Raw genomic sequence first — 13,296 nt, forward strand, 5'->3', positions numbered from 1 at the left:
CCTTTACGCGGCCGGTCCGCCGAAGATCTCGATCGGCTTGCTTTCCGCCGAAAGAGTCACAACGGCGCGCTTCGTGTCCTTGCGCTTGCCGAAGCCGGCGCGGGTGCGCTTGCGCTTGCCCTGGCGGTTGAGCGTGTTCACGCTGACAACCTTGACGCCGAACACCTTCTCGACCGCGATCTTGATCTGGGTCTTGTTGGCGTCCGGGCGAACCACGAACGTGTACTTGTGGTCTTCGAGCAGCCCGTAGGACTTCTCGGAGATCACCGGCGCGAGCAAGATGTCGCGGGGGTCAGGAATGGCGACCGAACTCACTGCTCGTCACTCCCTTCCGTAACCTCGCTGCCGCGGGCGGAGGCCTTCACGCTCTTGCCCCTGGCGGGACCGGCGATGAAGACGTCGTAGGCGGCCTTGGTGAACACCACGTCGTCGTTGACCAGCACGTCGTAGGTGTTGAGCTGGTCCGGCGTGATCAGGTGCAGCTCGGCGAGGTTGCGCGCGGACCGCCAGCTCAGCTCGTCGTCGCGGTGCAGGACCACGAGCACGCGCTTGGCCTTGGTCACCGCGGCGATCGCGGCCTTCGCCGACTTGGTCGACGGGGTCTCACCGGTGACCAGCTCGGTCACCACGTGCAGCTGGCCGGCGCGGGCCCGGTCCGAGAGGGCGCCACGCAGTGCGGCGGCCTTCATCTTCTTCGGGGTGCGCTGCTCGTAGTCGCGCGGCGTGGGGCCGTGCACCACGCCACCGCCGGCGAACTGCGGCGCACGGGTGGAACCCTGGCGCGCGCGGCCGGTGCCCTTCTGGCGGTACGGCTTCTTGCCACCGCCGGAGACCTCGCCGCGGGTCTTCGTGGAGTGCGTGCCCTGGCGCGCGGCGGCCAGCTGGGCCACCACCACCTGGTGCAGCAGCGGCACGTTGGCCTGCACGTCGAAGATCTCGGCAGGCAGCTCGACGGTGCCGTCGGCCTTGCCGGCCGGAGTCTTCAGTTCGACCGTGCTCATTCGGATGCACCACCCTTCACAGCGTTGCGGACGAACACCACGCTGCCCCTGGGGCCGGGAACGGCGCCCTTGATCAGCAGCAGGCCGTCGTCGGCGCGCACGGCGTGCACGGTCAGGCCCTGCGTGGTGACCCGCTCGTTGCCCATGCGGCCGGCCATCCGGACGCCCTTGAAGACGCGGCCCGGGGTGGCACAGCCCCCGATCGAACCCGGCTTGCGGTGCACGGCCTGCGCACCGTGGCTGGCGCCCTGGCCCTTGAAGCCGTGGCGCTTCATCACACCGGCGTAGCCCTTGCCCTTGCTGGTACCGGTGACGTCCACGACCGCGCCGGCGTCGAACACCTCAGCGGTGATCTCCTGACCGATCTCGTAGGTCTCGGCGTCGGTGGTGCGCAGCTCGGCGAGGTACCGCCGCGGTGTCACGCCGGCCTTGTCGAAGTGGCCGGTCCTCGGCTTGTTGACCCGTCGCGGGTCGACCGAGCCGAAGGCCAGCTGGACGGCCTTGTAGCCGTCGGTTTCCTGAGTGCGAACCTGGGTGACCACGTTCGGCCCGGCCTGCACGACGGTCACCGGAACGATCCGGTTGTTCTCGTCGAAGACCTGGGTCATGCCGAGCTTGGTGCCCAGGATGCCCTTCACTTGCCTGTCAGACATGAGTCTCTTATCTCCGCCGCTCGCCCAACGCTTACTGGATGTTGACGTCGACGCTCGCCGGCAGATCGATGCGCATCAGCGCGTCGACCGTCTTCGGCGTCGGGTCGAGGATGTCGATCAGACGCTTGTGCGTGCGCATCTCGAAGTGCTCGCGCGAGTCCTTGTACTTGTGCGGCGAGCGGATGACGCAGTAAACGTTCTTCTCGGTGGGCAGCGGCACCGGCCCGACAACACGGGCGCCGGTGCGCGTGACCGTCTCAACGATCTTGCGCGCCGAGGAGTCGATCGCCTCGTGGTCGTAGGCCTTGAGCCGGATGCGGATCTTCTGTCCCGCCATGGTGGCAGCTCGTTCCTTGTCGTCTCGTGCCGCTATCTCGCAAACCAAGGCCTAGCGGCGAGCCGTTTGGCCCCGGTTTTCGCACTTCAACACCCTGGTCCCCGGTCCACGCGGTCGGGCGTGTCGCGCCCGCCGCACAGACGAATCCCTTGGGGGCATCGTCGTGCCTGGTAATCCTCAACTTGAGGGGGTCCGCCGGACCTTGCCCGGTGTTCCCTTGCCCGCGTGTCCACTCCCCGGAGGGAGAAACTCGACGGACCAAGGCCACTCGCGCCGGGGCGGCCAATCTCGAACGAGATCGGCCGCCCCGCGACGAGCAACCCTAATAGTCTCGCACACCTAGATTTTCAAGCCGGAACCGGGGGTGTTCACCCCGATTTCCGAGTTACTTGTTGATCTTGGTGACCTGGCCGGCGCCGACGGTCCGGCCACCCTCGCGGATGGCGAAGCGAAGGCCCTCGTCCATGGCGATCGGCTGGATCAGCGTCACCGAGATGTCGGTGTTGTCGCCCGGCATGACCATCTCGGTGCCCTCGGGAAGGGTCACCACGCCGGTCACGTCCGTGGTACGGAAGTAGAACTGCGGGCGGTAGTTGTTGAAGAACGGCGTGTGCCGGCCACCCTCGTCCTTGGACAGGATGTACACCGAGCCCTCGAACTCGGTGTGCGGGGTGGTGGTGCCCGGCTTCACGATGACCTGGCCGCGCTCCACGTCCTCACGCTTGATACCGCGCAGGAGCAGACCGACGTTGTCACCGGCCTGGCCCGAGTCGAGCAGCTTGCGGAACATCTCGACACCGGTCACGGTGGTCTTGGTCGACTTCTCGCGGATACCCACGATCTCGACCTCTTCGTTCACGTTGACCTGGCCGCGCTCCACCCGGCCGGTCACCACGGTGCCGCGGCCGGTGATGGTGAAGACGTCCTCGACCGGCATCAGGAACGGCTTGTCGAGCTCACGCACCGGGTCCGGCACGTTCTCGTCCACGGCTTCCATCAGCTCGAGCACGGTCTCGCCCCACTTGGCGTCGCCCTCGAGGGCCTTGAGGCCGGAGACCTTGACCACCGGGGCGTCGTCGCCGGGGAAGTCCTGGGCCGAGAGCAGCTCGCGGACCTCGAGCTCGACGAGCTCTAGGATCTCGTCGTCGTCGACCATGTCGGCCTTGTTCAGCGCGACCACGATGTAGGGCACGCCGACCTGCTTCGCGAGCAGCACGTGCTCACGGGTCTGCGGCATCGGGCCGTCGGTCGCGGCGACCACCAGGATCGCGCCGTCCATCTGGGCGGCACCGGTGATCATGTTCTTGATGTAGTCCGCGTGACCGGGGGCGTCCACGTGTGCGTAGTGACGCTTCTCGGTCTGGTACTCGACGTGCGAGATGTTGATCGTGATGCCGCGCTGCTTCTCTTCCGGCGCGTTGTCGATCTGGTCGAACGCCGAAGCGGTGTTCAGCTCGGGGTACTTGTCGTGCAGAACCTTGGTGATCGCCGCGGTCAGAGTGGTCTTTCCGTGGTCGACGTGACCAATGGTTCCGATGTTGACGTGCGGCTTGCTCCGCTCGAACTTCGCCTTCGCCACTGGAATGTCCTCCTGGACTGTTTAGCTTGCACCGGCCAACGTGGCTGTCGGACGGCGACTCGGTGTCTGATCGGAACCGCGCGATCGCGAATGGATCGCGCGGTTCCCATCGTCTCTGGTCGGTTGTGCGGACCTCAGGGAACCCCCCGGCGCCCACAGGCTCGGGGTGTTACTCGCCCGTCGCCTTCGCGATGATCTCCTTCGCGACGTTCGCGGGAACCTCCGCGTAGGAGTCGAACTGCATGGAGTAGTTCGCACGACCCTGGGTACGAGACCGCAGATCGCCGACGTAACCGAACATCTCCGACAGCGGAACCAGAGCCTTCACAATTCGGGTTCCGGCACGCTCCTCCATGGCCTGAATCTGACCACGGCGGGAGTTGAGGTCGCCGATGACATCACCCATGTAGTCCTCGGGTGTGGTCACCTCGACCGCCATCAGCGGTTCCAGAATTACCGGGCCCGCCTTCTTCGCGGCTTCCTTCAACGCGATCGAACCCGCGATCTTGAAAGCCATTTCCGAAGAGTCGACCTCGTGGTACGCACCGTCCAACAGGGTCAGCTTCAACCCGACGAGCGGGTAGCCGGCCAGCACGCCGTACTGCATGGCGTCCTGCGCGCCCGCGTCCACCGAGGGGATGTACTCCCGGGGGATGCGGCCACCGGTGACCTTGTTGTCGAACTCGTACATGGCACCGTCGGCCGTGTCGAGCGGCTCCAGCTTGATGATCACCTTGGCGAACTGACCGGAGCCACCGGTCTGCTTCTTGTGCACGTAGTCGAGCTTGTCGACCGTCTTCTTGATCGTCTCGCGGTAGGCGACCTGCGGCTTGCCGATGTTCGCCTCGACCTTGTAGTCGGACTTCATCCGGTTCACCAGCACCTCGAGGTGCAGCTCGCCCATGCCCGCGATGATCGTCTGCCCGGTCTCTTCATCCTGGTTGACCTGGAAGGTGGGGTCCTCCTCGGCCAGCTTCTGGATGGCGATCGACAGCTTTTCCTGATCGGCCTTCGTCTTCGGCTCGATCGCGACCCGGATGACCGGCTCGGGGAACGTCATCGACTCGAGCACGATCGGGTTCTGCGGGTCGGCCAGCGTGTCACCGGTGGTGGTGTCCTTGAGGCCCTGCACCGCGTAGATGTGGCCGGCCTGGCCGACCTCGACCGGGTTCTCCTTGTTGGAGTGCATCTGGAAGAGGCCGCCGATGCGCTCCTTCCGCTCCTTGGTCGCGTTCACGACCTGGGCGCCCTTGGCGACCTGTCCGGAGTAGACCCGGATGTAGGTCAGCTTGCCGAAGAACGGGTGCGCCGCGATCTTGAACGCGAGCGCCGCGAACGGCTCCTCGGTGGACGGCTTGCGCTGCGCGGTCTCCTCGTTGGGCAGGATGCCCTCCACCGCGGGCACGTCGAGCGGCGACGGCAGGTACTCGATCACCGCGTCGAGCATGGGCTGGACGCCCTTGTTCTTGAACGCGGAGCCGGCGAGCACCGGGTACGCCATGCGCTCCACGGTCAGCTTCCGGATACCGGCCTTGATCTCGGCCTCGGTCAGCGCCTCGCCCTCGAGGAACTTCTCCATCAGCGCGTCATCGGTCTCGGCGACGGCTTCGAGCAGCTTCTCCCGGTACTCCGCGGCCTTGTCCGCGAGGTCGGCCGGGATGTCCTCGACCGCGTAGTCCTCGCCCTTCTGGACTTCGCCGCGCCAGACGAGCGCCTTCATCCGGACCAGGTCGACGACGCCCTCGAAGGCGTTCTCGGCACCGATCGGCAGCTGGATGACCAGCGGACGGACACCGAGGCGGTCTTCGATGGTCTTCACCGTGAAGTAGAAGTCCGCGCCCAGCTTGTCCATCTTGTTGACGAAGCAGATCCGGGGGACCTCGTACTTGTCGGCCTGACGCCAGACCTGCTCGGACTGCGGCTCGACGCCTTCCTTGCCGTCGAAGACGGCCACCGCACCGTCGAGCACCCGTAGGTTGCGCTCCACCTCGACGGTGAAGTCGACGTGGCCGGGGGTGTCGATGATGTTCAGCTGGTGGTCGGCCCAGAAGGTGGTGGTGGCAGCCGAGGTGATGGTGATACCCCGCTTCTGCTCCTCCTCCATCCAGTCCATCGTGGCGGCGCCGTCGTGGACTTCACCGATCTTGTAGTTGACCCCGGTGTAGAACAGGATCCGCTCGGTGGTTGTGGTTTTACCGGCATCGATGTGCGCCATGATGCCGAAATTGCGGACCATGTTCAGGTCGGTCAGCACGTCACGTGCCACGAGAGTGTTCCCCTGTCTCAAACGTGGGGCCCGGCGTCGTTATCGCCTGCCGGGCAATGATCACCAGCGGTAGTGCGCGAAGGCCTTGTTGGACTCGGCCATCTTGTGCGTGTCCTCGCGGCGCTTCACGCTCGCCCCGAGGCCGTTGCTCGCGTCGAGCAGCTCGTTCTGCAGTCGCTCGATCATGGTCTTCTCGCGGCGGGCCTGCGAGAAGGACACCAGCCAGCGCAGCGCAAGGGTCGTCGAGCGGCCGGGCTTGACCTCGATCGGCACCTGGTAGGTGGCACCACCGACACGGCGGCTCTTCACCTCGATGGTGGGCTTCACGTTGTCAAGTGCGCGCTTCAGCGTGACGACCGGGTCGGTGCCGGTCTTCTCGCGAGCGCCTTCGAGCGCGCCGTAGACGATGCGCTCGGCCAGGGACCGCTTCCCGTCCTTCAGCACCTTGTTCACCAGCTGGGTGACCAGCGGCGAGGCGTAGACGGGGTCGGAGATCAATGGCCGCTTCGGGGCCGGACCCTTGCGGGGCATTAGCTCTTCTCCTTCTTCGCGCCGTACCGGCTGCGCGCCTGCTTGCGGTTCTTCACACCCTGGGTGTCGAGCGAGCCGCGAATGATCTTGTAGCGAACACCCGGCAGGTCCTTCACACGACCACCGCGCACGAGCACCATCGAGTGCTCCTGCAGGTTGTGGCCTTCACCGGGGATGTAGGCGGTGACCTCGATGCCGCTGGTCAGCTTCACACGCGCGACCTTGCGCAGCGCCGAGTTCGGCTTCTTGGGGGTAGTGGTGTACACGCGAGTGCACACGCCACGCCGCTGCGGGCTCCCCTTGAGGGCCGCGGTCTTCTGCTTGGCAGCCTTGTCCTGGCGGCCCTTGCGGACCAGCTGCTGGATCGTGGGCAATGGACCAGCTTTCTGTCGCGATCTTGCTTGCGTCTACTAGTTCGTCTCCCCGGTCCCCGCGGTCGGGCGTGTCGGCCCGCGTCAGGGTCTTGCGACCCGGTAACTTCCCATCGGGATTTCCGTGGAACTGCTTTTGGCCTCTTACCGCGCCGAAAGCCCTGGACGAGTGCCGAAACACCCTGCCCGAGCCGAATGGCACGCAGAGCGGCCCGACATGTGCCGGGCACGGTCATCAAAGATACCCGGCCGCCTCCGGGGCGGCCAAATCGGGGGTCGTTAGCCCACCGGACCATCCAGTGTAGCGCTCCCGACGGCCGCGTGCCGGGAGCGAAACGGCCCCGGCACCCGCGGGCACCGGGGCCGTTCCCGGCTCAGTCCTCGTCCGGCTTGGCGTGGTTGGCCACACCGGGATTGGGGTCGCGGGAAAGGTCTATCAGCGGGTGCAGCGCGGCCCCGTCCGGCGCCGCGCGGCGCCCGGTGCGCCCCTCGGCGCCTGACGGGCCGGCCTCCCCCTGAGGTCGCTCACCGCCGGGGTTCTGTTCGTTGTTCACGGAGCCCTCCTCGTATCGCCTGTGAACTCCGCGTCACGCTACCTATCGCATCTCCGACCCATTCGGGTGGTGCGCAAGCGTCAGTTCAGCCGGACCGCTCCCCTCCCGGCACCGAATGGTCCATCATGGGGTGCCAGCCGGATAACTGCAGGTCATGGGGCTGGTCACGGATCGGGAGGCGGCCATGTCTGCGGAGTTCGAACAGCTCGTCGCGGAGTACGAGAAATTCCAGTCGAAGATCAAGAACGTCGATGACCGATTCGCGAACATCGGCGATCTGCGGGACGAGCTGACCCAGCTGGAAGTGAGCGCCGTCTCGCCGGATCGCGCCGTCACCGTGGTCGCCGGGCCCGGCGGCTCGATCAAGGACATCCGGTTCACCGAGGCGGCGCTGAGCCGGCGCCCGGAGGCGCTGTCCGCCGCGCTGATGTCCACCCTGCAGCAGGCCGTTGCCGAATCAGCCCGGCGGCAGGCCAGCCTGGTCGAAGGCCACCTCGGCGACGGGCTGCACCTCGTCGACCAGGTGCTGGAGGCCCAGTCGGAGCTGTTCGGCATCCCCGTCGACGAGCTGCGGGAAAAGATGCCGGAGAAGGCGCCGGCCGAGCATGGTGACGACTTCGCCGAGCGGTCCGTCCTCGCCGAGGAGCCACCGCCGGCACCGCCCCCGGCGGCGACCGGCGGTTCGCAGGGCGACCAGTTCCTGAAGAACCTGTTCGACGAGGAGGACCGGTGACCGGCACGGGCTTCAACGTCGATGTGAAGGCGTTGCAGAGCTACGTGAAGAACATCGGCGACTACCAGAAGCAGGCCGGGAAGATCTCGGACCTGGTCGGACAGGCCGACGTCGGCGACGAATCCTGGGGCGTGGTGGGGCTGTTCACCAAGGGCAAGTACACCGAGGCCCTCGGGCAGTTCACCGCCCTGCTGCACAACATGCAGGAGGGCCTGAAGTCCGCGGCGGAGAAGTTCGGCGCTGGCTCGTCGGCCTACCACGAGTACGAGGACGAGGTCCGGAAGCTCCTCGAGGGCGTGCTCAAGGCACTCGACGAGACCGCCCCGCCGCCGGCCACGGCCGGCCAGGCCTGAGGAGCGCGAAGATGGCCGAAACGCACGACGCCACCGAAGGCATCAAGATCAAGTCCACCCGGCCGGACACCGTCGCCGGGCTGAACACCGGCAACCTGGTGAAGTCCGTGCCCTTCGTCGGCGGCGCCAAGAGCACGATCGAAGGGATGCTCAAGGGCCCCGGCGCGGATCCCGACGTGCAGGACGTGGCGCTGTACGCCGGCGGCGTCATCTCGGACGCCACCGGCTTCATCCAGAGCTCCGCGGACACCGCGATGAGCATCGCGTCGGACCCGATCGGCTGGCTCATCGGCCAGGGCCTCAACTTCCTGCTCAACGTGGTGCAGCCGCTGCAGGACCTGCTGCACATGGTGACCGGAGACGGCCCGGCGCTGGCCACCGCCTCGGAGAACTTCATCAGCATCGGGAAGGGCCTGGAGAGCATGTCAGCGGACTTCGTGAAGGTCGCCGACGAGGCACTCACGGACTGGAGCGGCGACGCCGCCGACTCGGCGAAGAAGGCGTTGGCCGAGTTCGCCGACGGCATCAGCGGCGTGAGCGCGAAGTCCGGGAACGTCGCCGAAGTGCTCCAGATGTCGAGCATGCTGATGAAGGTCGTCGAAGAGGTGATCAAGGCGATCATCACCGAGCTGATCACCTGGCTGATCATGATCTGGATCCCGGCACTGGCCGCAGCGGTGCCGACGGCCGGCGCCTCCACCGCGGCCGCCGGCTCGGCCACCGGCGTCAAGGCCGGCAGCACGGCGACGAAGACCACGCAGAAGGTCAGCAAGCTGCGCCAGATCCTGGACAAGATCCGTGCCTGGTTCGAGAAGCTGAAGGCGACCTTGAGCAAGACCTTCAGTAAGGGCGGAGTCAAGCAGGCCTTCCTCGGCAGCGGCGGGGCGCACGGGAAACGTCGCGAGCTCCTGCAGGACGCCTTGCTCAAGGACAACGGGGGCGTCGCCAAGACCATCGCCAAGGAAGCCGGCAAGAGCGGGCTCAACGCCGGTATCAAGGAAATGACCGGCATCGATCCCGGAAAGGCGGGACAACCGGGACGACTGGGGCAGGGAATCGTCGCGAAACAGATCGACAACGCCAAGAAGGAAAAGGCCACCGAGGTCGGGCACGAGCAGTCCGACGAGGAAACCCGCGAAGACCTGGACTTCTAGCCCGGCCGAGGAGCTATGACCGGAACCGAACGGACCCGCCTCCAGCCAGCCGATTCGAGCCGCTTCGGGGTGGTGCCGCTGGCGAAAGAGCAGGACTGGGAGGCCTTTTCGAAGGTCCCCGGCGCGAGCTGGTCGAACAGGCAGGCCGGCTCCGGGGACTTCGGCTGGCCGATGCCGGAACTGCCGCCCGGCACCGCGCAATACGTCTATCTCGGGGTCGAAGGCCGATACGACGGGCACGAGTTCTCCGCGCACCAGTTGCGCAAGCACGTTGCCGCGGACTACCAGAAATACGGCAGCGACCGGCGCATCGAGGACCGGAGCGTGCTCTGGCTCAAAATCACCGAAAAAGTGCCGACCTGCACGTTCGGCATTCCCCGGCTGACCCCGTGGAAGATAACCAGGAGCAACGCCAGAACCGAGCTGGGGCCGGAGTTTTCCCGCTGGTTCAGGCGAAACCAGTTCCGGTTCCGGAAGTTCCGTTCGGGGCCGGGCACCCTCACCCTGGAGCTGGGTCCCCAGCTCACCGCCGGGGATCTGGTGCGCGGCCTGGAGTTCCTGCTCGACGTGGCCGAGCGGATCCCGTTCGAGCGTTAGCCGCCGATCTTTCCGCCGCAGGTCGCCGTCTCGCCGGGCCCGGCCTGCGCGCTGTTGACCACCCGGCCGCCGATGATGATCCGGCACTCCACCCGGCCGGCGCCCTGGCCCTGCAGCCGCGCGGTGGGCGGCGGCCCGGTCGCCGGGAACACCAGCTCCTTGCGCCATGGCAGCGGGACCGAGAGCTCCTGCTGGACCAGCCCGTGCCCGTTCTCGTCGTAGACCACCGCCGCGGTGCCCGAACCGAGGAGTTCGTAGCCGATCACCCCCTGCCCTGGACCGGGTGCGGGCCCGGTCGGCGGCGGCGGCGGTTCGGCTGGGGGCTGCGGCGGCTGCACCACGGGCGTTCCGGACGTCCTGGGCGTGCCGGGCACCTCGGTGGGCTCGTCCACCACGGCCACCTGGTGCTGCGCGCCACCGGCACCGGCGACCCGGCGGGTGCTTCCGGTGTCTTCCGGGGGCTCGGTGGCGGCGTAGATCAGAAACGCGCCGACCAGCCCGCTGAGCAGGATGACGGCCACCGCGAGCCGGGCCACCCACTGCCGATCGGCCACCGGAGACTCCTCGCCCTCGAAATGCCATTGACGAATGGATTATGCCGCTTCATGACCATTAGCGGTAAGCGTTCTCAAGGAATGGAAACGAGAGGATTCCCGGCCCGTTCATGACATCATCGGACCGGCAGGACCATCTCTACTCCGAAGGGTGACAGCTGGAATGAAAAAGACCATTACCCGCGCGGTCGCGGCCGGCGCGCTGGCGAGTCTCGCACTGGTCGGCACGGCCGCTCCGGCCTTGGCGTCGGACATTTCCGCGCAGGACGACAGGGGCGGTGTCATCGTCGTCGACGAGCCGGACACCAGCGAGCTGAACAACATCTGGACCTTCGCCCCGCTGGGCGTGCCGGTGTTCGGCCTGATCCAGTCGGTGGCACAGGTGCCAGGCAAGCTGCTGCCGAGCGCGTAGCCTCCAGACAAGGCCGCTCTCGTACTGACCGGACAGTACGAGAGCGGCTTTTTGTTGCCGTATAAGGTTATCCGGCGATAAAGGTGATCACGTCGAACACCGGCGCGAGCAGTTGGGCAGGCAGGTTCACGGTCGGCTCGAGCAGGCCGCCGAGGTCGACACCGGGCAGCAGCCAGATCGGTGTCTCCTGCGCGGCCGGCGCCGGCGCGGCATCCGCGACCCCACCGGCGATGCCGGAAAACGCCGCCGCGGCGGCCACCGAGACCAGCACTCGCGAAACGGTTCTCTTCATTTACTCTCTCCTCATCACTGATCTTCGCTTGTGTTTTCCGCCGGACCGGGCAGGCGGAAGTTCTACGGTTTCAACGGCACGCTCACCGGCACGACGGTCCCATTCGGCACCCATTGCCCGGCGTAGTTCCGGTCCATCACCATGCCGGGCGCGTGCGGCTCGGTCGGATACATCGGCATCGCATTCACCTGCGCCGAGGCGAAGATCTGCACCTCACCGTTCACCGATTTCCACTGGTCGCCGAGCCAGTCCTGGAAACCACCGATCGTCGGGCTTTCGCCGCCGAACCGGTTGCCCACCGCCACCGCGTAGCTGACCGCGAGCTGTTCGCGCGGGTCGAACCGCAGCGGTACCGACGAGCTGGCCACCGAGTTCACGATCGGGCCGTTCAGCAACCACGGCGCCAGGTACAGGCCGTGCAGGTAGACCGGGGCTTCGCGCTGCGCCTCCGCGGCCCGGCTCATCGCGAGATAGCCGTCGGACCAGCCGGAAACCACCAGCAGGGCCGAGTTCTCGCTCGGCCCATCCCCCACCGGCAGGCCGCTGCGCGCGGCGGCTTCGCGCACCACGTTCGCGGCTTCGACGCCGCGTGGCGAACTGTCCTGCACCAGAGTCAGGCCGCCGGCCTGGCGGGAGGCCAGGAACCCGACCACCTTGCGCAACGCGTCCGTGTCCGCCTGGCTCAGCGCGTCCGCGGGACAGGCGGCCAGTTCGTTGCGGCGGTCGTTGACCAGCCCGCCGAGCGCCGCGCTCGCGCACTCCGGCCCGTCCGGACCGCCCGCGCTGGGCAGCGCGGCCAGCGAACCGGTGTCCACCTGCACCGAAGTCGTCGCGTCGCCACGCTGGACCACCAGGTCGGTGCGTCCCGCGGGCAGCTCCACCTCGGCCCAGGTGCCCTCGGCGCCCGCTCGCGCGGTGGCCTGCTGGATCAACCCGCCCGCCACGCCGACCGAAAGATCGCGGCCGGCGCTGTCCGGGAAGTGCACCAGGTTGCGGCCCGGCCGCTGCGGGCTGACCAGTACCGGGAACTCGGCCGCCGCCACCGAAACGTCGGCCAGCAAAGGAACTCCCGGGACGGGGAGCTCGGCGGGCCGCGGCACGGCGGCCAGTGCGCTCCAGGCGAGGAACCCGATCGCCACACCGGCCGCGCCGTAGCCGTACGCCCGGCGCGGGTGGTCCCGCAGTATCGCGGCGAGCACGGTGACCGCCACCGGCAGCGCGACGATCACCAGCAGTGCGATACCGAACGGGGTCTGGTAGAGCCTGCGGTCGAAACCGACCCCGGACAGCACCAGCTGCACCCCGCCGGCCAGCACCAGGATCCCGCCGAGGCTGAGCGCGAGCGGGCCCGGCCGCAGCGCCGACGTCCGCCATCCGTCCCGTGGCAGCGCAACGGAGAACACCGCGAAGCCGAACCAGGTCGCGGCGCCGGCCACGTAAACGGTGTCGATGGCGAACTCGATCCCGGAACGGCCCAGCGCGGTTTCCAGCACCAGCAGCAGAACCAGCGCGGCGGACACCCAGCGGACCACCGGCGGCCAGCGCAGCAGCGCCGGTATCGCCAGCGACAGCAAGGCATGCACCACCGCGCCGACCACATTGGCGTCCACCGTGAAAACGGAGAGCAGGGCGAGCACTGCGGCCAGAGCCGCCAGCCCATACAGGGCACGCACCAGCCAGGTGGGCAGTTCGTCCGCCAGCGGGCGGAGCAGGCCGGCGCCCGCCACGACCGCGCTGCCGAGCAGGAGCGCCAGCCGCAGCACCAGCGCGGCCACGTCGACCCCGGCCGAGCCGGAGCCGAGAGGCATATCGTGGTGGTCCATCAAGGAACCTTTCGACTAGACGAGCCTTCTCCGGGGTCGTGAGTGGAAAGTGTTGTGGGGACAACACTTTCCACTCACGAACGCCG

The 13,296-nt window shown here is 67.4% G+C and carries 17 protein-coding genes; 5 read left to right on the forward strand and 12 right to left on the reverse strand.

The window, feature by feature from the left end; translation table 11 throughout:
* Positions 1–3 precede the first annotated feature (3 nt).
* The 9 genes from rplW to AMYNI_RS44430 all read right to left on the reverse strand — a co-directional run bounded on the left by rplW (position 4) and on the right by AMYNI_RS44430 (position 7,292).
* On the reverse strand, positions 4–315 hold the full coding sequence (gene rplW / locus AMYNI_RS0112850; protein WP_020668424.1) for a 50S ribosomal protein L23: 312 nt from the start codon (positions 313–315) through the stop codon (positions 4–6).
* On the reverse strand, positions 312–1,001 hold the full coding sequence (gene rplD, locus AMYNI_RS0112855; RefSeq protein ID WP_020668425.1) for a 50S ribosomal protein L4: 690 nt from the start codon (positions 999–1,001) through the stop codon (positions 312–314). The genes rplW and rplD overlap by 4 nt, the downstream gene beginning before the upstream one ends.
* The gene (gene rplC / locus AMYNI_RS0112860) at positions 998–1,654 is read right to left on the reverse strand and encodes a 50S ribosomal protein L3 (protein WP_026360390.1); all 657 of its coding nucleotides are present in this window, start codon (positions 1,652–1,654) and stop codon (positions 998–1,000) included. The genes rplD and rplC overlap by 4 nt, the downstream gene beginning before the upstream one ends.
* A 31-nt stretch (positions 1,655–1,685) precedes the next feature.
* Positions 1,686–1,991 carry a 30S ribosomal protein S10 gene (rpsJ, locus tag AMYNI_RS0112865; protein WP_020668427.1) on the reverse strand — a complete coding sequence of 102 codons (306 nt, stop codon included), beginning with the start codon at positions 1,989–1,991 and terminating at the stop codon, positions 1,686–1,688.
* 385 nt (positions 1,992–2,376) lie between these two features.
* Entirely contained in the window at positions 2,377–3,570 is a 1,194-nt protein-coding gene (gene tuf, locus AMYNI_RS0112870) for an elongation factor Tu (protein ID WP_020668428.1), read from the reverse strand.
* A gap of 169 nt (positions 3,571–3,739) precedes the next feature.
* Positions 3,740–5,836, reverse strand: a complete 2,097-nt coding sequence (gene fusA / locus AMYNI_RS0112875; protein WP_020668429.1) for an elongation factor G — start codon at positions 5,834–5,836, stop codon at positions 3,740–3,742.
* Between the two features lie 60 nt (positions 5,837–5,896).
* On the reverse strand, positions 5,897–6,367 hold the full coding sequence (gene rpsG, locus AMYNI_RS0112880) for a 30S ribosomal protein S7 (RefSeq protein WP_007031033.1): 471 nt from the start codon (positions 6,365–6,367) through the stop codon (positions 5,897–5,899).
* Positions 6,367–6,741, reverse strand: a complete 375-nt coding sequence (gene rpsL / locus AMYNI_RS0112885) for a 30S ribosomal protein S12 (protein ID WP_003102113.1) — start codon at positions 6,739–6,741, stop codon at positions 6,367–6,369. Before rpsL ends, rpsG begins: the two co-directional genes overlap by 1 nt.
* 371 nt (positions 6,742–7,112) lie before the next feature.
* Positions 7,113–7,292 carry a hypothetical protein gene (locus AMYNI_RS44430; RefSeq protein ID WP_020668430.1) on the reverse strand — a complete coding sequence of 60 codons (180 nt, stop codon included), beginning with the start codon at positions 7,290–7,292 and terminating at the stop codon, positions 7,113–7,115.
* A 184-nt stretch (positions 7,293–7,476) separates the two neighbouring features.
* Between AMYNI_RS44430 and AMYNI_RS0112895 the strand changes: the two genes are divergently transcribed.
* The 4 genes from AMYNI_RS0112895 to AMYNI_RS0112910 are packed head-to-tail and all read left to right on the forward strand — an operon-like array spanning position 7,477 to position 10,129.
* Positions 7,477–8,025, forward strand: a complete 549-nt coding sequence (locus AMYNI_RS0112895; protein ID WP_026360391.1) for a YbaB/EbfC family nucleoid-associated protein — start codon at positions 7,477–7,479, stop codon at positions 8,023–8,025.
* Positions 8,022–8,378, forward strand: coding sequence for a hypothetical protein (locus AMYNI_RS0112900; RefSeq protein WP_020668432.1), 357 nt, complete (start codon positions 8,022–8,024; stop codon positions 8,376–8,378). The genes AMYNI_RS0112895 and AMYNI_RS0112900 overlap by 4 nt, the downstream gene beginning before the upstream one ends.
* 11 nt (positions 8,379–8,389) lie before the next feature.
* Positions 8,390–9,532, forward strand: coding sequence for a WXG100 family type VII secretion target (locus AMYNI_RS0112905; protein WP_020668433.1), 1,143 nt, complete (start codon positions 8,390–8,392; stop codon positions 9,530–9,532).
* Between the two features lie 15 nt (positions 9,533–9,547).
* Complete coding sequence (locus AMYNI_RS0112910; protein ID WP_020668434.1) at positions 9,548–10,129, forward strand: hypothetical protein; 582 nt, start codon at positions 9,548–9,550, stop codon at positions 10,127–10,129.
* Here the strand turns inward: AMYNI_RS0112910 and AMYNI_RS0112915 are convergent.
* Positions 10,126–10,683, reverse strand: a complete 558-nt coding sequence (locus AMYNI_RS0112915; protein WP_020668435.1) for a hypothetical protein — start codon at positions 10,681–10,683, stop codon at positions 10,126–10,128. The genes AMYNI_RS0112910 and AMYNI_RS0112915 overlap by 4 nt on opposite strands.
* Before the next feature lie 163 nt (positions 10,684–10,846).
* On the opposite strand from AMYNI_RS0112915, the gene AMYNI_RS0112920 reads away from it, so the two are divergent.
* Entirely contained in the window at positions 10,847–11,095 is a 249-nt protein-coding gene (locus AMYNI_RS0112920) for a hypothetical protein (protein WP_020668436.1), read from the forward strand.
* Between the two features lie 67 nt (positions 11,096–11,162).
* Here AMYNI_RS0112920 and AMYNI_RS0112925 read toward each other — a convergent pair whose 3' ends face one another.
* Together AMYNI_RS0112925 and AMYNI_RS0112930 are read right to left on the reverse strand one after the other, a co-directional pair.
* On the reverse strand, positions 11,163–11,387 hold the full coding sequence (locus AMYNI_RS0112925; RefSeq protein WP_026360392.1) for a hypothetical protein: 225 nt from the start codon (positions 11,385–11,387) through the stop codon (positions 11,163–11,165).
* Between the two features lie 62 nt (positions 11,388–11,449).
* Complete coding sequence (locus tag AMYNI_RS0112930) at positions 11,450–13,210, reverse strand: hypothetical protein (RefSeq protein WP_020668438.1); 1,761 nt, start codon at positions 13,208–13,210, stop codon at positions 11,450–11,452.
* Between the last annotated feature and the right edge of the window lie 86 nt (positions 13,211–13,296).

The organism is Amycolatopsis nigrescens CSC17Ta-90 (assembly GCF_000384315.1).
Lineage (GTDB): Bacteria > Actinomycetota > Actinomycetes > Mycobacteriales > Pseudonocardiaceae > Amycolatopsis > Amycolatopsis nigrescens.